Annotated in this window: 15 protein-coding genes, 1 tRNA gene and 1 other RNA gene; 15 read left to right on the top strand and 2 right to left on the bottom strand. The window is 41.3% G+C overall.

Annotated elements, in window-relative coordinates; genetic code table 11:
* The first annotated feature begins 59 nt into the window (after positions 1–59).
* Together ssrA and HMPREF9957_RS10560 are read left to right on the top strand one after the other, a co-directional pair.
* Positions 60–407, top strand: a transfer-messenger RNA (tmRNA) gene (gene ssrA / locus HMPREF9957_RS12830).
* A 397-nt stretch (positions 408–804) separates the two neighbouring features.
* Entirely contained in the window at positions 805–2,139 is a 1,335-nt protein-coding gene (locus HMPREF9957_RS10560; protein ID WP_000094601.1) for an Nramp family divalent metal transporter, read from the top strand.
* 78 nt (positions 2,140–2,217) lie between these two features.
* On the opposite strand, the gene HMPREF9957_RS10565 is transcribed toward HMPREF9957_RS10560, so the two are convergent.
* Positions 2,218–2,305, bottom strand: a tRNA-Ser gene (locus HMPREF9957_RS10565).
* A gap of 161 nt (positions 2,306–2,466) precedes the next feature.
* Here HMPREF9957_RS10565 and HMPREF9957_RS10570 point away from each other — a divergent pair.
* The 4 genes from HMPREF9957_RS10570 to HMPREF9957_RS10585 all read left to right on the top strand — a co-directional run bounded on the left by HMPREF9957_RS10570 (position 2,467) and on the right by HMPREF9957_RS10585 (position 8,453).
* Positions 2,467–3,207: a DeoR/GlpR family DNA-binding transcription regulator gene (locus tag HMPREF9957_RS10570; RefSeq protein WP_000920674.1), complete on the top strand. Its 741-nt coding sequence runs from the start codon at positions 2,467–2,469 to the stop codon at positions 3,205–3,207.
* Complete coding sequence (gene pfkB, locus HMPREF9957_RS10575; RefSeq protein ID WP_000640810.1) at positions 3,204–4,115, top strand: 1-phosphofructokinase; 912 nt, start codon at positions 3,204–3,206, stop codon at positions 4,113–4,115. Before HMPREF9957_RS10570 ends, pfkB begins: the two co-directional genes overlap by 4 nt.
* Positions 4,112–6,064 (top strand): fructose-specific PTS transporter subunit EIIC, encoded by a 1,953-nt coding sequence (locus HMPREF9957_RS10580; RefSeq protein WP_000701467.1) that lies wholly within the window; start codon positions 4,112–4,114, stop codon positions 6,062–6,064. The genes pfkB and HMPREF9957_RS10580 overlap by 4 nt, the downstream gene beginning before the upstream one ends.
* 85 nt (positions 6,065–6,149) lie before the next feature.
* Complete coding sequence (locus tag HMPREF9957_RS10585) at positions 6,150–8,453, top strand: DNA translocase FtsK (protein ID WP_004242599.1); 2,304 nt, start codon at positions 6,150–6,152, stop codon at positions 8,451–8,453.
* Positions 8,454–8,496: 43 nt separating this feature from the next.
* Here HMPREF9957_RS10585 and HMPREF9957_RS10590 read toward each other — a convergent pair whose 3' ends face one another.
* A complete protein-coding gene (locus HMPREF9957_RS10590; RefSeq protein ID WP_000073940.1) occupies positions 8,497–8,934 on the bottom strand; it encodes a DUF6556 family protein in 438 nt (145 codons plus the stop codon).
* Positions 8,935–9,072: 138 nt separating this feature from the next.
* Here HMPREF9957_RS10590 and HMPREF9957_RS10595 point away from each other — a divergent pair, with 138 nt between their 5' ends.
* The 9 genes from HMPREF9957_RS10595 (at position 9,073) to HMPREF9957_RS10635 (ending at position 18,053) form a co-directional block, all read left to right on the top strand.
* Positions 9,073–10,215: a cysteine desulfurase family protein gene (locus HMPREF9957_RS10595; RefSeq protein ID WP_000638918.1), complete on the top strand. Its 1,143-nt coding sequence runs from the start codon at positions 9,073–9,075 to the stop codon at positions 10,213–10,215.
* 8 nt (positions 10,216–10,223) lie between these two features.
* Positions 10,224–11,438, top strand: a complete 1,215-nt coding sequence (gene thiI, locus HMPREF9957_RS10600) for a tRNA uracil 4-sulfurtransferase ThiI (protein WP_001200056.1) — start codon at positions 10,224–10,226, stop codon at positions 11,436–11,438.
* A 136-nt stretch (positions 11,439–11,574) separates the two neighbouring features.
* A complete protein-coding gene (locus HMPREF9957_RS10605) occupies positions 11,575–12,399 on the top strand; it encodes an alpha/beta hydrolase (RefSeq protein WP_001076724.1) in 825 nt (274 codons plus the stop codon).
* Positions 12,400–12,419: 20 nt separating this feature from the next.
* Positions 12,420–13,160, top strand: a complete 741-nt coding sequence (locus HMPREF9957_RS10610) for an esterase family protein (RefSeq protein ID WP_000546808.1) — start codon at positions 12,420–12,422, stop codon at positions 13,158–13,160.
* Positions 13,161–13,172: 12 nt separating this feature from the next.
* Positions 13,173–14,336: an ATP-grasp domain-containing protein gene (locus tag HMPREF9957_RS10615; protein ID WP_001108611.1), complete on the top strand. Its 1,164-nt coding sequence runs from the start codon at positions 13,173–13,175 to the stop codon at positions 14,334–14,336.
* A 158-nt stretch (positions 14,337–14,494) separates the two neighbouring features.
* Positions 14,495–15,364, top strand: a complete 870-nt coding sequence (gene gla, locus HMPREF9957_RS10620; RefSeq protein ID WP_000348101.1) for an aquaglyceroporin Gla — start codon at positions 14,495–14,497, stop codon at positions 15,362–15,364.
* A gap of 126 nt (positions 15,365–15,490) precedes the next feature.
* Positions 15,491–16,216, top strand: coding sequence for a CppA family protein (locus tag HMPREF9957_RS10625; RefSeq protein ID WP_001102231.1), 726 nt, complete (start codon positions 15,491–15,493; stop codon positions 16,214–16,216).
* Positions 16,213–17,148, top strand: a complete 936-nt coding sequence (locus HMPREF9957_RS10630) for a serine hydrolase domain-containing protein (protein WP_000831501.1) — start codon at positions 16,213–16,215, stop codon at positions 17,146–17,148. Before HMPREF9957_RS10625 ends, HMPREF9957_RS10630 begins: the two co-directional genes overlap by 4 nt.
* 8 nt (positions 17,149–17,156) lie before the next feature.
* On the top strand, positions 17,157–18,053 hold the full coding sequence (locus tag HMPREF9957_RS10635; protein ID WP_000071687.1) for a DMT family transporter: 897 nt from the start codon (positions 17,157–17,159) through the stop codon (positions 18,051–18,053).
* Positions 18,054–18,077 lie beyond the last annotated feature (24 nt).

The raw sequence follows: 18,077 nt of genomic DNA on the forward strand, positions 1-18,077 counted from the left end.
AGTTGATTTCCTTTTTGCATTTTTGAGTTAGATGAGGTATAATGGTTCTATTGTCTTTTGGGGTCGTTACGGATTCGACAGGCATTATGAGGCATATTTTGCGACTCGTGTGGCGACGTAAACGCTCAGTTAAATATAACTGCAAAAAATAACACTTCTTACGCTCTAGCTGCCTAAAAACCAGCAGGCGTGACCCGATTTGGATTGCTCGTGTTCAATGACAGGTCTTATTATTAGCGAGATACGATCAAGTCTTGTCTAGCGGCTTGATAAGAGATTGATAGACTCGCGGTTTCTAGGCTTGAGTTATGTGTCGAGGGACTGTTAAACGAATACATAACCTATGGTTGTAGACAAATATGTTAGCAGATGTTTGGACGTGGGTTCGACTCCCACCGGCTCCATTGATAATTTACATTGTTTTGTAAATCTTTCTAAAACGTTGTTTTTACAACGTTTTTTATTTTATTCTTTGGTATTCTTTTGCAAAAAAAGAATACAACATTTTGTTGTATCCTAAATATTAAATCAAGTCCTGAATTTTCTTAAGTTTTTATCATATTTTCTGTTATAATTAAGGTGCCTTAAGAAAAATAATGAAAAAACTAAATGTTTTTCATATAGTTTTCATTTTTGTGTTATAATTAAGGTGCCTTAAGAAAAATATTAAGGTGCCTTAAGAAAAATAATGAAAAAACTAAATGTTTTTCATATAGTTTTCATTGTTTTAATAGTTTAAAGTCAATCTTATTTTTCTCTAATAGAAAATAATGAAAAAGTAGGTTTAGAAAGAGGTAAGTATCTATGTCTTCTCATAAAAAAGTGTCACTCTCTGAGATTAATCAATCTATCGATACTCCAAATAACAATCATTTCTGGCAAAATTTAAATGCCTTTTTAGGTCCGGGTGCTCTTGTCGCAGTTGGTTATATGGATCCAGGAAACTGGATTACCAGTGTAGTCGGTGGTGCTTCCTATAAGTATAGTCTCTTGTTTGTTATCTTGATTTCATCTCTCATTGCCATGCAACTTCAGCAGATGGCAGGAAAGCTTGGTATTGTAACCCAGATGGACCTGGCTCAAGCAACGGCTCATCATTCACCTAAATGGCTTCGTTATAGTCTATGGGTGATTTTAGAATTAGCCTTGATGGCGACAGATCTGGCAGAAGTTCTAGGTTCAGCGATTGCTCTCAATCTTCTCTTTAAGATTCCGATTATGATAGCAATTCTCTTGACCGTGTTGGATGTTTTTCTCTTATTGCTTCTGATGAAATTTGGCTTTAAGAAGATTGAAGCTATTGTGACAACACTGATTTTAACCATTCTAGCAATTTTTACCTATCTGGTAGCTTTGTCACATCCAAGCTTCCAAGGAATCGTTGAGGGTTATCTACCGAATGCAACCTTATTTGAAAGTCCCTTGCCAGGGCATGAAAGTCAATTAACCTTGGCACTAGGGATCGTGGGAGCAACGGTTATGCCCCATAACCTCTATTTGCATTCTTCCTTGTCACAAACTCGGAAAATCAATCACAAGGACAAGAATGATGTTCGAAAAGCCGTGCGCTTTATGACCTGGGATTCAAATCTCCAATTATCCTTGGCCTTTGTGGTTAACTCCCTTCTATTAATTCTCGGGGCGGCTCTCTTTTTCGGCCATGCATCTGAGATTTCTGCCTTCTCTCAAATGTATAATGCCTTGCAGGATTCTACTATTGCAGGAGCTATAGCTAGCTCGACCTTATCAACCTTGTTTGCCTTGGCTTTATTAGCCAGTGGTCAAAATTCGACAATTACGGGTACCTTGACTGGACAAATCGTTATGGAAGGTTTCTTGCATATGAGATTACCTCAATGGTTCATTCGTTTGGCAACTCGTCTCTTTGCCTTGTTGCCTGTCATGATTGTAGCGGTTCTGTTTGGTCATCAGGAAAAAACATTAGATCAGTTATTGGTTTATTCACAAGTCTTTCTTTCGATTGCTCTTCCATTTTCAATCTTCCCACTGATTTATCTAACTTCTAAGAAATCACTGATGGGAGAATTTACCAATGCCAAATGGAATACCATCCTTGGCTATATCGTTTCCATTATCTTAACAATTCTCAATGTGAAATTGTTATTTGATATTTTCTAAGAAATTCACCCGAGTTATAAAACAAGCATATAAGAAAAAAGATACCCAAGATTTCTTGGGTATCTTTTTTAAAATAAACGGAAGACATGGGATTCGAACCCACGCACGCTGTTACACGCCTACCGCGTTTCCAACACGGCCTCTTAAGCCTCTTGAGTAATCTTCCAATACTTACTCAAATAGTCTACCATAAAGGCTCTTATCTTGCAATAAAAATTTTGGAAATAAGAAAAATGATAGATTTTGAAAGAAAATGACAAAAAGCGCTTGACTTTGAAAGAAAGTGTGATAGAATGAATAGTGTAAACGATAACAGGAGGTGATTCAGTGTTAAAAACAGAGCGGAAGCAACTGATTTTAGAGGAGTTAAATCAACATAATGTAGTTTCTCTAGAAAAATTAGTTAGTTTGCTAGAGACCTCAGAATCAACGGTTCGAAGAGACTTGGATGAATTGGAAGCAGAAAACAAGCTTCGTCGCGTGCATGGTGGAGCAGAATTACCCCATTCCTTGCAGGAAGAAGAAACCATTCAAGAAAAATCTGTCAAAAACCTTCAAGAGAAGAAGTTGTTGGCTCAGAAAGCAGCCTCTCTCATTAAGGAACAAGATGTCATCTTTATCGATGCTGGAACAACAACTGCTTTTTTGATTCATGAATTGGTTAATAAGAATATTACTGTTGTGACAAATTCGATTCACCATGCCGCTCAGTTGGTTGAAAAGCAGATTCCAACTGTCATGGTTGGAGGAAGTGTCAAGATGGCGACAGATGCTAGTATCGGGGGCGTTGCTCTTAACCAGATTAACCAATTGCACTTTGACCGTGCCTTTATCGGGATGAATGGTGTGGACGATGGTTATTATACGACTCCTGATATGGAAGAGGGAGCTGTGAAGCGTGCTATTTTAGAAAATGCCAAACAGACCTATGTCTTGGTGGATTCGTCTAAAATTGGACAAACTTGCTTTGCCAAGGTAGCACCACTCAAACGAGCTATTGTTATCACAAGTCAAGGGCATGAGCTCTTGCAGGCTATTAAGGAGAAAACGGAGGTAATAGAAGTATGATTTATACAGTCACACTCAATCCATCCATTGACTATATCGTTCGTTTGGATCAAGTTCAAGTCGGTAGTGTCAATCGAATGGACAGTGATGATAAGTTTGCTGGTGGGAAAGGAATCAATGTCAGTCGTGTCTTGAAACGCTTGGGTATTCCAAATACAGCGACTGGATTTATCGGAGGTTTTACTGGTGAATTTATCACAGATACTCTGGCAGAGGAAGAAATCGAGACACGTTTTGTCCAAGTGGCAGAAGATACTCGTATCAATGTTAAAATCAAAGCAGACCAAGAGACAGAAATCAACGGGACTGGTCCAAATGTTGAACCAGCTCAGCTAGAAGAATTGAAAGCTATTTTATCTAGTTTGACTGCAGAAGATACAGTTGTCTTTGCTGGTTCAAGTGCTAAGAATCTAGGCAATGTCATCTACAAGGATTTGATTGCCTTGACACGCAAGACTGGTGCGCAAGTCGTTTGTGATTTTGAAGGACAGACCTTGATTGATAGTTTGGACTACCAGCCACTTTTGGTCAAACCAAACAATCATGAACTTGGAGCGATTTTTGGAGTGAAACTCGAAAGTTTAGATGAAATTGAGAAATACGCTCGTGAGTTACTGGCTAAAGGTGCTCAAAACGTCATTATTTCTATGGCTGGTGACGGTGCTCTTCTTGTCACATCTGAGGGAGCTTATTTCGCTAAACCAATCAAAGGAACAGTCAAAAATTCTGTCGGAGCTGGCGATTCTATGGTCGCTGGATTTACAGGTGAATTTGTCAAATCAAAAGACGCAGTAGAAGCCTTCAAATGGGGAGTAGCTTGCGGAACGGCAACCACCTTCTCGGATGACTTGGCAACGGCGGAATTTATTAAAGAAACATATGAAAAAGTTGAGGTAGAAAAAAGATGAAAATTCAAGACCTATTGAGAAAAGATGTTATGTTGCTGGATTTGCAGGCAACTGAAAAAACTGCTGTCATCGAAGAGATGATTAAAAGCTTGGTAGATCACGGTTATGTGACAGATTTTGAAATCTTTAAAGAAGGCATTTTGGCGCGTGAAGCTCTGACTTCTACTGGTTTGGGTGACGGAATCGCAATGCCTCACAGTAAAAATGCTGCTGTAAAAGAAGCGACAGTTCTATTTGCCAAGTCAAACAAGGGTGTTGACTACGAGAGCTTGGATGGACAAGCAACTGACCTCTTCTTCATGATTGCGGCTCCAGAAGGTGCAAATGACACTCACTTGGCAGCCTTGGCAGAATTGTCTCAATACTTGATGAAAGACGGTTTTGCTGATAAACTTCGTCAAGCAACATCAGCTGACCAAGTCATTGAGCTTTTTGACCAAGCTTCAGAAAAAACTGAGGAACCTGTTCAAGTACCTGCTAATGACTCTGGTGACTTTATCGTGGCTGTTACAGCTTGTACAACAGGTATTGCCCACACTTACATGGCCCAAGAAGCCCTTCAAAAAGTGGCTGCTGAAATGGGTGTTGGAATTAAGGTCGAAACCAACGGTGCTAGCGGTGTTGGTAACCAACTAACTGCGGAAGACATTCGTAAGGCTAAAGCTGTTATCATCGCAGCAGATAAGGCTGTAGAAATGGATCGTTTCGATGGTAAACCATTGATCAATCGTCCGGTTGCTGACGGTATCCGTAAGACAGAAGAGTTGATTAACTTGGCTCTTTCAGGAGATGCTGAAGTCTACCGTGCCGCTAATGGTGCAAAAGCTGCAACTGTCTCTAACGAAAAACAAAGCCTTGGTGGTGCCTTCTACAAACACTTGATGAGTGGTGTATCTCAAATGTTACCATTCGTTATCGGTGGTGGTATCATGATTGCCCTTGCCTTCTTGATTGATGGTGCTTTGGGTGTTCCAAATGAAAACCTTGGCAGTCTTGGTTCCTACCATGAGCTAGCTTCTATGTTCATGAAAATTGGTGGAGCTGCCTTTGGTTTGATGCTTCCAGTCTTTGCAGGTTATGTTGCCTACTCTATCGCTGAAAAACCAGGTTTGGTAGCAGGTTTCGTGGCTGGTGCTATTGCCAAAGAAGGTTTTGCCTTTGGTAAGATCCCTTATGCCGCAGGTGGTGAAGCAACGTCAACTCTTGCAGGTGTCTCATCTGGTTTCCTAGGTGCCCTTGTGGGTGGATTTATCGCAGGTGCTTTGGTTCTTGCTATCAAGAAATACGTTAAAGTTCCTCGTTCACTTGAAGGTGCTAAATCAATCCTTCTCTTGCCACTTCTTGGAACAATCTTGACTGGATTTGTCATGCTAGCTGTGAATATCCCAATGGCAGCAATCAATACTGCTATGAATGACTTCCTAGGCGGTCTTGGAGGAGGTTCAGCTGTCCTTCTTGGTATCGTCCTTGGTGGAATGATGGCTGTTGACATGGGGGGACCAGTCAACAAAGCGGCTTATGTCTTTGGTACAGGTACGCTTGCAGCAACTGTTTCTTCAGGTGGTTCTGTAGCCATGGCAGCAGTTATGGCTGGAGGAATGGTGCCACCACTTGCCATCTTTGTCGCAACTCTTCTTTTCAAAGATAAATTTACTAAGGAAGAACGCAACTCTGGTTTGACAAACATCATCATGGGCTTGTCATTTATCACTGAGGGAGCGATTCCGTTTGGTGCAGCTGACCCAGCTCGTGCTATCCCAAGCTTTATCCTTGGTTCAGCAGTAGCAGGAGGTCTCGTTGGTCTTACTGGTATCAAACTCATGGCGCCACACGGAGGAATCTTCGTTATTGCCCTTACTTCAAATGCTCTCCTTTACCTCGTTTCTGTCTTGGTAGGAGCAATTGTAAGTGGTGTGGTTTATGGTTACCTACGTAAACCCCAAGCATAAAAAATAGAAAAATGAAAAGATTGGACCGTTTGGTGCAGTCTTTTTCTCTTTCCGAAATGTTTGTGAAATATGGTATAATAGAAGAATGGCAAACAAGAATACAAGTAAAACAAGACGGAGACCGTCTAAAGCAGAACTCGAAAGAAAAGAAGCGATTCAACGAATGTTGATTTCGTTGGGAATCGCACTTTTATTGATTTTCGCAGCCTTCAAATTAGGGGCTGCAGGTATCACTCTTTACAATTTAATTCGCTTGCTGGTGGGTAGCTTAGCTTATCTGGCAATATTTGGTATCCTGCTCTACCTCTTCTTTTTCAAGTGGATACGAAAACAGGAAGGACTCTTATCAGGATTTTTTACCATATTTGCAGGTTTGCTCTTGATTTTTGAAGCCTACTTAGTTTGGAAATATGGTTTAGACAAGTCCGTTCTAAAAGGGACCATGGCTCAGGTTGTGACGGATCTGACTAGTTTTCGAACGACCAGTTTTGCTGGAGGGGGCTTGATTGGGGTCGCTCTTTATATTCCAACCGCCTTTCTCTTTTCAAATATCGGTACTTACTTTATTGGTTCTATCTTGATTTTAGTGGGTGCCCTCCTAGTCAGTCCTTGGTCTGTTTATGATATTGCTGAATTTTTCAGTAGAGGCTTTGCCAAATGGAGGGAAGGACATGAGCTTCGAAAAGAGGAACGCTTTGTCAAACAAGAAGAAAAAGCTCGCCAAAAGGCTGAGGAAGAGGCTAGATTAGAACAAGAAGAGGCTGAAAAAGCCTTACTCGATTTGCCTCCTATTGATATGGAAACGGGTGAAATTCTGACAGAAGATGCTGTGCTTGACGTTCCACCTGTTCCGGAAGAAGAGTGGGTGGAACCAGAAATCATCCTACCTCAACCGGAGCTTGAATTCCCTGAAAAGGAAGATGGCTCTGATGATGAAGACGTACAGGTTGATTTTTCAGCCAAAGAAGCCCTTGAATACAAACTTCCAAGCTTACAACTCTTTGCCCCAGATAAACCAAAAGACCAGTCTAAAGAGAAGAAAATTGTTCGAGAAAACATCAAAATCCTAGAAGAAACCTTTGCTAGCTTTGGTATCAAGGTAACAGTTGAACGGGCTGAAATTGGGCCATCAGTGACCAAGTATGAAGTCAAGCCAGCAGTAGGTGTAAGGGTCAACCGCATTTCCAATCTAGCAGATGACTTAGCGCTTGCTCTAGCGGCCAAGGATGTTCGGATTGAGGCTCCAATACCTGGTAAATCCTTAGTCGGAATTGAAGTCCCTAACTCCGAGATTGCTACAGTTTCTTTCCGCGAACTATGGGAACAATCTCAAACAAAAGCAGAAAATCTCTTGGAAATTCCTCTAGGAAAGGCGGTTAATGGCACCGCAAGAGCTTTTGACCTTTCTAAAATGCCCCACTTGCTAGTCGCAGGTTCAACGGGTTCAGGGAAGTCAGTAGCAGTTAACGGCATTATCGCTAGCATTCTGATGAAGGCGAGACCAGACCAAGTTAAATTTATGATGGTTGACCCCAAGATGGTTGAGTTGTCTGTTTACAATGACATTCCCCATCTCTTGATTCCAGTCGTGACCAATCCACGCAAAGCCAGCAAGGCCCTGCAAAAGGTTGTGGATGAGATGGAAAATCGTTATGAACTCTTTGCCAAGGTGGGAGTTCGGAATATTGCAGGTTTTAATGCCAAGGTAGAAGAGTTCAATGCCCAGTCTGAGTACAAGCAGGTTCCGTTACCGCTCATTGTCGTGATTGTGGATGAGTTGGCTGACCTCATGATGGTTGCCAGCAAGGAAGTGGAAGATGCCATCATTCGTCTTGGGCAGAAGGCGCGTGCTGCTGGTATCCACATGATTCTCGCAACTCAACGTCCATCCGTTGATGTCATCTCTGGTCTGATCAAGGCCAATGTCCCATCTCGAGTGGCTTTTGCGGTATCATCAGGTACAGACTCGCGCACCATCTTGGATGAAAATGGAGCAGAAAAACTACTTGGTCGAGGAGACATGCTCTTTAAACCGATTGATGAAAATCATCCAGTTCGTCTCCAAGGCTCCTTTATCTCGGATGATGATGTTGAACGCATCGTAAACTTCATCAAGGCTCAGGCTGATGCGGACTACGATGAGAGTTTTGATCCAGGTGAGGTTTCTGAAAATGAAGGTGAATTTTCAGATGGTGAATCTGGTGGTGATCCGCTCTTTGAAGAAGCCAAGTCTTTGGTAATCGAAACTCAGAAAGCCAGCGCATCTATGATTCAGCGTCGTTTGTCAGTTGGATTTAACCGTGCGACTCGTCTCATGGAAGAACTGGAGATGGCAGGTGTCATTGGTCCAGCTGAAGGTACCAAACCAAGAAAAGTATTGCAACAATAAAAAATAGCTTCTTTCCAAGTTTGGAGGGAAGCTATTTTAGTGATTATTGATTAGTTTTATTTTCCGAAGTTGGTGTATTATTGGACTGTTTTTCATTTTCAGTAGCAGGTTTACTTGGAGCAGTAGCAGGAGTAGAAGAATCCTGAGTTGATGTTTTCTGCTCTTCTTTTTTCTCTTCCTTGACGCTGGCTTTTGGTGTTTCCTCTTGCTGTGTTTTTTCTTGAGTGGTGTTAGTTTCTTTATTGGGACTAGTGTTTTCCTTAGGGGATTCTTTTTGAATTTCTTTGACAATGGTTGTCGTCTGGCTTGTCGTAGGTTCTTTTTTAGTATTTTTGTTATTATCCAATGCGTTCATAATCGTGATACTTGCGGTAATCAAGCCAAGGATACTAGCGATTGTAGCAACGGTTTTTTGAAAGACTGTAAAGCCTTTTTTGATGTGTTCTGTTTTTGGTTTTGAAGTTCTACGATAATTAGACATACATTCTCTCCTTTGATTAAAATTTATTATACCGCATTTCTTTAAAAAAATCTTAAAAAAAGAGGAATTGCCCTTTCTTGTCGCAGGCTCCGTTTCATGATACAATAGAAGGAGTGATTTTAGAAAGCGTGAGAAAACATGATTTACTTTGATAATTCGGCGACGACCAAGCCCTATCCTGAAGCCCTTGAAACCTATATGCAGGTGGCTTCAAAAATTTTAGGAAATCCATCTAGTCTTCATCGTTTGGGAGACCAGGCAACACGAATTTTAGATGCTTCCCGTCAACAGATTGCAGATTTAATCGGTAAGAAAAGTGATGAAATCTTCTTTACTTCTGGTGGGACAGAAGGAGATAACTGGGTCATCAAGGGAGTAGCATTTGAAAAAAAACAGTTTGGTAAGCACATCATCGTATCAGCCATTGAACATCCAGCAGTTAAGGAATCAGCCCTCTGGTTGAAATCTCAAGGTTTTGAGGTGGATTTGGCTCCAGTAGATGAGAAAGGATTTGTGGATGTTGAGGCGCTAGCAGATTTGATAAGACCTGATACGACCCTCGTTTCCATCATGGCAGTTAACAATGAAATTGGCTCTGTTCAGCCTATTGAGGTTATTTCAAAACTGTTGGCAGACAAACCAACTATTTCCTTCCACGTTGATGCGGTTCAGGCGCTTGCCAAGATTCCGACTGAAAAGTATCTGACAGAACGAGTCGATTTCGCGACTTTCTCTGGTCACAAGTTCCACGGAGTTCGTGGTGTTGGTTTTGTCTATATCAAGTCTGGCAAGAAGATTACGCCACTGTTGACTGGTGGTGGTCAGGAACGTGATTACCGTTCGACAACTGAAAATGTGGCAGGGATTGCAGCGACAGCCAAGGCTCTCCGTTTATCTATGGAAAAGCTAGATATCTTTAGGAGCAAGACTGGACAGATGAAGGCAGTGATTCGCCAAGCACTTCTGGACTATCCCGATATATTTGTCTTTTCAGATGAGGAAGACTTTGCACCTCATATTCTGACTTTTGGAATCAAGGGTGTTCGTGGTGAAGTCATCGTTCACGCCTTTGAAGACTATGATATTTTCATCTCAACGACCTCTGCTTGTTCGTCCAAGGCTGGGAAACCTGCAGGAACTCTGATTGCCATGGGAGTGGATAAAGATAAGGCCCAGTCAGCTGTGCGTCTAAGCCTAGACCTTGAAAATGATATGAGTCAGGTCGAGCAGTTTTTGACAAAGTTAAAATTGATTTACAATAAAACTAGAAAAGTAAGATAGGAGCATTCATGCAGTATTCAGAAATTATGATTCGCTACGGTGAGCTGTCAACTAAGGGTAAAAACCGTATGCGTTTCATCAATAAACTTCGTAATAATATTTCAGACGTTTTGTCTATCTATCCCCAAGTTAAGGTAACGGCAGATCGCGATCGTGCCCATGCTTACCTCAATGGAGCAGATTACACAGCAGTAGCAGAATCGCTCAAACAAGTATTTGGGATTCAAAACTTTTCCCCTGTTTATAAGATTGAAAAATCTGTAGAAGTTCTGAAGTCTTCTGTGCAAGAGATTATGCAGGACATCTACAAGGAAGGTATGACCTTTAAGATTTCTAGCAAGCGTAGCGACCACAACTTTGAACTCGACAGTCGTGAACTCAACCAAACGCTTGGAGGAGCTGTTTTTGAAGCCATTCCAAATGTGCAAGCTCAGATGAAAAATCCTGATATCAATCTTCAGGTGGAGATTCGTGAGGAAGCTGCTTATATTTCTTATGAAACCATTCGTGGGGCAGGTGGATTACCAGTGGGAACTTCAGGTAAAGGGATGCTTATGTTGTCAGGAGGGATTGACTCACCTGTAGCAGGTTATCTTGCTTTGAAACGTGGGGTGGATATCGAGGCAGTTCACTTTGCTAGTCCACCTTACACCAGTCCTGGTGCTCTTAAAAAAGCCCAAGATTTGACTCGTAAATTGACCAAGTTTGGGGGGAATATCCAGTTTATCGAAGTGCCTTTCACTGAGATTCAAGAGGAAATCAAGGCCAAGGCACCAGAAGCCTATCTTATGACCTTGACGCGTCGCTTTATGATGCGGATTACCGACCGTATTCGTGAGGTACGAAATGGTTTGGTTATCATCAATGGGGAAAGTCTTGGTCAAGTAGCAAGCCAAACCCTTGAAAGTATGCAGGCTATCAATGCTGTTACCAACACTCCCATCATCCGTCCAGTTGTGACCATGGATAAGTTGGAAATCATCGATATTGCACAAGAAATTGATACCTTTGACATTTCTATCCAGCCGTTTGAAGACTGTTGTACGATTTTTGCACCAGATCGTCCAAAAACAAATCCTAAGATTAAGAATGCGGAGCAGTATGAAGCACGTATGGATGTTGAAGGTTTAGTTGAGCGAGCTGTGGCTGGAATCATGATTACTGAGATAACACCGCAGGCTGAAAAAGATGAAGTGGATGACTTGATTGATAATTTGCTCTAACCAGAAAATCCAGAAGAATATAGAAAAATAGATGAAAAAGTTAGTTTTTAATTCCAAAAGTGGAAGCAAAACTAACTTTTTTTCTATAATTGTGATATAATAAAATAAAATTTTGAATATAGAGAGTTTTCTGACAATGAATCAATCCTACTTTTATCTAAAAATGAAAGAACACAAACTCAAGGTTCCTTATACAGGTAAGGAACGCCGTGTACGTGTTCTTCTGCCTAAAGATTATGAGAAAGACACGAATCGTTCCTATCCTGTTGTTTACTTTCATGACGGGCAAAATGTTTTTTATAGCAAGGAGTCTTTCATTGGTCATTCATGGAAGATTATCCCAGCTATTAAGCGTAATCCTGATATCAGTCGCATGATTGTCGTAGCCATTGATAATGATGGAATGGGGCGGATGAATGAGTATGCGGCATGGAAGTTCCAAGAATCTCCTATCCCAGGACAGCAATTTGGCGGTAAGGGCGTGGAGTATGCCGAGTTTGTTATGGAGGTGGTTAAGCCATTTATCGATGAGACCTACCGTACTAAAGCTGATCGCCAGCATACGGCTATGATTGGCTCGTCACTAGGAGGCAATATTACCCAGTTTATCGGACTAGAATACCAAGACCAAATTGGTTGTCTAGGGGTCTTTTCATCTGCCAACTGGCTTCACCAAGACGCCTTTAACCGTTATATCGAGCGCCAGAAAATGTCGCCTGATCAGCGTATCTTCATCTATGTAGGAACTGAAGAAGCAGATGATACGGACAAGACCTTGATGGCTGGCAATATCAAGCAAGCCTATATTGATTCGTCTCTTCGATATTACCATGATTTGATAGCAGGTGGGGTACACTTAGATAATCTTGTTTTGAAAGTTCAGTCTGGCGCCATCCATAGTGAAATCCCTTGGTCGGAAAATTTACCAGACTGTCTGAGATTTTTTGCAGAGAAATGGTAAGTTAGGAAAGGAGAAAGCCAATGCATATTGAAAACCTTAGCCACTGGAGTGGTCATCTCAACCGTGAAATGTATCTCAACCGTTATGGACATGCTGGGATGCCAGTTGTGGTCTTTGCTTCATCAGGTGGTAGTCACAATGAATACTATGATTTTGGCATGATTGATGCCTGTGCTTCCTTTATCGAGGAAGGCCGTGTCCAGTTCTTTACTCTATCCAGTGTGGATAGTGAGAGCTGGCTGGCCACTTGGAAAAATGGTCACGACCAAGCAGAGATGCACCGTGCCTACGAACGCTATGTGATTGAGGAGGCCATTCCTTTTATTAAGCATAAGACAGGTTGGTTTGACGGTATGATGACGACAGGTTGCTCCATGGGCGCTTACCATGCTGTTAACTTTTTCCTCCAACATCCAGATGTCTTTACCAAGGTGATTGCTCTCAGTGGTGTTTACGACGCACGTTTCTTTGTCGGTGATTACTACAATGACGATGCCATTTACCAAAACTCGCCAGTAGATTATATCTGGAACCAGAACGACGGCTGGTTTATTGACCGTTATCGTCAGGCAGAGATTGTGCTGTGTACGGGGCTTGGTGCCTGGGAACAAGATGGTCTACCATCTTTCTACAAGCTTAAAGAAGCCTTTGACCAGAAACAAATTCCAGCCTGGTTTGCTGAATGGGGACATGATGTCACTCACGACTGGGAATGGTGGCGCAAACAGATGCCTTATTTCCTTGGACACCTGTATCTATAAAAGGAGTTACCTATGAATTACCTTGTTATTTCTCCCTACTATCCGCAAAACTTTCAACAGTTTACCATTGAACTAGCCAATAAAGGCATCACAGTCTTGGGAATTGGGCAAGAACCTTACGAGCAATTGGATGAACCTTTACGCAATAGCCTGACCGAGTATTTCCGTGTTGATAATCTTGAGAACATAGACGAAGTCAAACGTGCAGTTGCTTTCCTTTTCTATAAACATGGTCCAATTGACCGAATTGAGTCTCATAATGAGTACTGGCTTGAGTTAGATGCAAGTCTTCGTGAGCAATTCAATGTCTTTGGTGCCAAACCAGAGGATCTCAAAAAGACGAAATTTAAGTCTGAAATGAAGAAGCTCTTCAAAAAAGCAGGTGTCCCTGTGGTACCTGGAGCTGTTATCAAGACGGAAGCAGATGTTGATCAAGCTGTGAATGAAATCGGCCTTCCAATGATTGCCAAACCTGACAATGGAGTGGGAGCAGTCGCCACCTTTAAGCTTGATACAGAGGACGATATCAATCACTTCAAGACTGAGTGGGACCATTCAACTGTTTATTTCTTTGAGAAATTTGTCACGTCTAGTGAAATCTGTACCTTTGATGGTCTAGTGGACAAGGATGGTAAAATCGTCTTTTCAACGACCTTTGACTACGCCTATACACCACTTGATCTCATGATTTACAAGATGGACAATTCCTACTATGTGCTCAAGGATATGGATTCTAAACTGCGCAAGTATGGGGAAGCGATTGTCAAGGAATTTGATATGAAAGAACGTTTCTTCCATATCGAGTTCTTCCGTGAAGGGGACGATTACATCGCCATCGAGTATAATAACCGCCCTGCAGGTGGTTTTACCATTGATGTTTATAATTTTGCCCATTCCTTGGACCTCTATCGTGGCTATGCGGCTATAGTCGCAGGAGAAGAGTTCCCAGCGTCAGAATTTGAAGCTCAGTATTGTTTAGCTACATCCCGTCGTACAAATGCTCACTATGTTTATTCAGAAGAGGACTTGCTTGACAAATATAGCCAGCAGTTCAAGGTTAAAAAAATCATGCCAGCTGCCTTCGCAGAACTTCAAGGAGATTACCTTTATATGCTGACAACACCTAGTCGACAAGAAATGGAGCAGATGATTACAGATTTCGGACAACGTCAATAATAGGATATGAAGACTTAACAAACTTTATTTGTTAAGTCTTTTTAAATTTCCTGAATAAAAGCGTTTTCCCAATTAATCTTTTAGAAAACCTGTTGCTAAAAGATATAAAAATTGATAGAATAAGGATTGTCTAAAAAATTTTAAGGAGAATCTATCAAATGGATTTCACATGGGCAATTAAATATGCCACTGAATTTTTGGGAACTGCTATTTTGATCATTCTTGGAAATGGTGCAGTTGCCAACGTTGAACTTAAAGGTACGAAAGGTCACCAAAGTGGCTGGATCGTTATCGCTGTTGGTTATGGTATGGGGGTTATGATCCCAGCATTAATGTTTGGTAACGTATCTGGAAACCACATCAACCCAGCCTTCACTCTTGGACTTGCAATCAGCGGTCTCTTCCCTTGGGCACAAGTTGCGCCTTATATCATTGCACAAGTTTTGGGTGCTATCTTTGGTCAAGCCTTGGTTGTGGCAACACACCGCCCATACTACTTGAAAACTGAAAATCCAAACAACATTTTGGGTACTTTCTCAACAATTTCAAGTTTGGATAATGGTACAAAAGAATCACGTTTTGCAGCAACTGTTAATGGTTTTGTAAACGAGTTTGTTGGTTCATTTGTTCTTTTCTTCGCAGCCCTTGGTATGACTAAAAACTTCTTTGGTTCTGAAGTGCTTCAATACATGAAACAAATGGCTAGTCAAGCAGGTCAAAATGTTGACTTTTCTGATTTAGCAATCAAAGCCCAAGTAGCACCACATACTGCTTCAGGACTTTCAGTAGCTCACTTGGCACTTGGTTTCCTTGTTATGGCTTTGGTAACATCACTTGGTGGACCTACAGGACCTGCCTTGAACCCAGCCCGTGACTTGGGACCACGTCTCCTTCATGCTTTCCTTCCAAAATCAGTTCTTGGTGAGCACAAAGGTGATTCAAAATGGTGGTATTCTTGGGTACCAGTAGTAGCACCTATCGCAGCAGCAATTGCGGCAGTAGCTATCTTCAAATTCCTTTACCTATAAGAAATTGAAACCGAGGATTTCCTCGGTTTTTTTAGATGGAATTTTTACGAAAAATTGGTAAATTTGAGCATAATATCTTGTAAAAAATTCTAAAATCCTATAAAATAAAAAGTGACGGAGGAATTTATGAATGTAAATCAGATTGTACGGATTATTCCTACTTTAAAAGTTAATAATAGAAAATTAAATGAAACATTTTATATTGAGACCCTTGGAATGAAGGCCTTGTTAGAGGAGTCAGCCTTTCTGTCACTAGGCGACCAAACAGGTCTTGAAAAGCTGGTTTTAGAAGAAGCACCAAGCATGCGTACTCGTAAGGTAGAGGGAAGAAAAAAACTAGCTAGATTGATTGTCAAGGTGGAAAATCCCTTGGAAATCGAAGGACTCTTATCTAAAACAGATTCGATTCATCGATTATATAAGGGGCAAAATGGCTACGCTTTTGAAATTTACTCGCCAGAAGATGATTTGATTTTGATTCATGCGGAAGATGATAGAGCAAGTCTAGTAGAAGTAGGAGAAAAGCCTGAATTTCAAACAGATTTGGAATCAATTTCTTTAAGTAAATTTGAGATTTCTATGGAAATACACCTTCCAACGGATATTGAAAGTTTCTTGAAACTATCTGAAGTTGGAGAATCACTTGATTTTATCCCAACTAAGGGGCAGGATTTGACTGTGGATAATACGGTTACTTGGGACTTATCTATGCTCAAGTTCTTGGTCAATGAACTAGATATAGCAAGTCTTCGCCAGAAATTTGAGTCTACCGAATATTTTATTCCTAAGTCTGAAAAATTCTTCCTTGGTAAAGATAGAAATAATGTTGAATTGTGGTTTGAAGAAGTATGAAGCGGACCAAGATTATTAAAAAAATAGAAGAACAAATCGAGGCAGGGATTTATCCCGGAGCCTCTTTTGCATATTTTAAGGACAATCAATGGACGGAGGTCTATTTAGGCCAGAGGGACCCAGAGCATGGCTTGCAGACAGAGGCAGGACTTGTTTATGACCTAGCTAGTGTCAGCAAGGTTGTTGGGGTTGGTACCGTTTTTACCTTCTTGTGGGAAAAAGGTCAATTAGATATTGACAGACCAGTAACCGATTTTTTACCTGAAAGTGATTATCCAGACATCACTATTCGCCAGCTCTTGACTCACACAACAGATCTTGATCCGTTTATTCCCAATCGTGATCTTTTAACAGCTTCTGAATTAAAGGAAGCGATGTTTCATCTCAAGAGACGAAGTCAACCAGCCTTTCTTTATTCGGATGTCCATTTTTTGCTGTTGGGTTTTATTTTGGAAAGAATCTTTAATCAAGATTTGGATGTGATTTTACAGGAGCAAGTTTGGAAACCGTGGGGAATGACGGAAACCCAGTTTGGGCCTGTTGAGCTTGCTGTTCCAACAGTTAGAGGTGTAGAGGCAGGTCTGGTACATGATCCCAAGGCTCGCCTCCTGGGCAGACATGCAGGTAGTGCTGGTTTGTTTTCGACTGTAAAGGATTTACAAATCTTTTTAGAACACTATTTAGCAGATGATTTTGCAAGAGATTTGAGTCAAAATTTTTCTCCTTTGGATGATAAGGAACGTTCTTTGGCATGGAATTTGGAGGGAGATTGGCTAGACCATACGGGCTATACAGGTACCTTTATCATGTGGAATCGTCAGAAGCAAGAAGCGGCTATTTTCCTATCGAATCGTACCTATGAAAAGGATGAGAGGGCTCAATGGATTATAGACCGCAATCAAGTGATGGACTTGATTCGTAAAGAAGAGTAAGGAGAGACATGTCAAACAGTTTAAAAGGGACTTTATTAACAGTTGTGGCTGGGATTGCTTGGGGCTTGTCAGGAACGAGTGGTCAATACCTGATGGCACACGGAATTTCGGCTTTGGTCTTGACCAACTTGCGTCTTTTAATCGCCGGTGGGATTCTTATGCTCTTGGCTTATGCTACTGCAAAGGATAAAATGCTGACCTTTTTAAAGGATAGAAAGAGTTTGCTGCCTCTTCTTCTTTTTGCTCTAATTGGTCTATTTCTCAACCAATTTGCCTATCTAACCGCTATTCAGGAGACCAATGCAGGAACCGCAACAGTGCTTCAGTATGTTTGTCCTGTCGGGATTTTGATTTATAGCTGTATCAAGGATAAGGTGGCGCCAACACTGGGAGAGATTGTTTCTATCATATTAGCCATTGGAGGAACCTTCCTGATCGCCACTCATGGGCAGTTAGACCAGTTATCTATGACACCTGCAGGTCTGTTCTGGGGGCTCTTTTCTGCTCTGACTTACGCCATGTATATCATTTTGCCCATAGCCTTGATTAAGAAGTGGGGGAGCAGTTTGGTCATTGGTGTGGGAATGGTCATAGCAGGTTTGGTCGCCCTTCCTTTTACAGGGGTTCTAGAGGCCAATATACCGACTAGTCTTGATTTTCTCCTTGCTTTTGCGGGTATTATTCTTATCGGAACTGTCTTTGCCTATACAGCTTTCCTTAAAGGAGCCAGTCTGATAGGACCGGTCAAGTCAAGCTTGTTGGCTTCAATTGAGCCAATATCGGCGGTTTTCTTTGCCTTCTTAATCATGAATGAACAATTTTATCCCATTGATTTTCTTGGTATGGCAATGATATTGTTTGCTGTAACTCTGATTTCGTTGAAAGATTTACTCTTAGAAAAATAAAAAAGACTCTTTGTCCGTGACAGA

The sequence above is a fragment of the Streptococcus mitis SK1080 genome, assembly GCF_000220085.1.
GTDB classification, from domain to species: Bacteria; Bacillota; Bacilli; order Lactobacillales; family Streptococcaceae; genus Streptococcus; species Streptococcus mitis_K.

Excerpts from the sequence above, each read along its gene's own strand:
- pfkB (WP_000640810.1), top strand. The coding sequence starts at position 3,204 with ATGATTTATACAGTCACACTCAATCCATCCATTGACTATATCGTTCGT.
- HMPREF9957_RS10590 (WP_000073940.1), bottom strand. The coding sequence starts at position 8,934 with ATGTCTAATTATCGTAGAACTTCAAAACCAAAAACAGAACACATCAAA.
- HMPREF9957_RS10615 (WP_001108611.1), top strand. The coding sequence starts at position 13,173 with ATGAATTACCTTGTTATTTCTCCCTACTATCCGCAAAACTTTCAACAG.
- gla (WP_000348101.1), top strand. The coding sequence starts at position 14,495 with ATGGATTTCACATGGGCAATTAAATATGCCACTGAATTTTTGGGAACT.
- HMPREF9957_RS10635 (WP_000071687.1), top strand. The coding sequence starts at position 17,157 with ATGTCAAACAGTTTAAAAGGGACTTTATTAACAGTTGTGGCTGGGATT.
- HMPREF9957_RS10630 (WP_000831501.1), top strand. The coding sequence starts at position 16,213 with ATGAAGCGGACCAAGATTATTAAAAAAATAGAAGAACAAATCGAGGCA.
- HMPREF9957_RS10560 (WP_000094601.1), top strand. The coding sequence starts at position 805 with ATGTCTTCTCATAAAAAAGTGTCACTCTCTGAGATTAATCAATCTATC.
- HMPREF9957_RS10580 (WP_000701467.1), top strand. The coding sequence starts at position 4,112 with ATGAAAATTCAAGACCTATTGAGAAAAGATGTTATGTTGCTGGATTTG.
- thiI (WP_001200056.1), top strand. The coding sequence starts at position 10,224 with ATGCAGTATTCAGAAATTATGATTCGCTACGGTGAGCTGTCAACTAAG.
- HMPREF9957_RS10610 (WP_000546808.1), top strand. The coding sequence starts at position 12,420 with ATGCATATTGAAAACCTTAGCCACTGGAGTGGTCATCTCAACCGTGAA.
- HMPREF9957_RS10605 (WP_001076724.1), top strand. The coding sequence starts at position 11,575 with ATGAATCAATCCTACTTTTATCTAAAAATGAAAGAACACAAACTCAAG.
- HMPREF9957_RS10595 (WP_000638918.1), top strand. The coding sequence starts at position 9,073 with ATGATTTACTTTGATAATTCGGCGACGACCAAGCCCTATCCTGAAGCC.
- HMPREF9957_RS10625 (WP_001102231.1), top strand. The coding sequence starts at position 15,491 with ATGAATGTAAATCAGATTGTACGGATTATTCCTACTTTAAAAGTTAAT.
- HMPREF9957_RS10585 (WP_004242599.1), top strand. The coding sequence starts at position 6,150 with ATGGCAAACAAGAATACAAGTAAAACAAGACGGAGACCGTCTAAAGCA.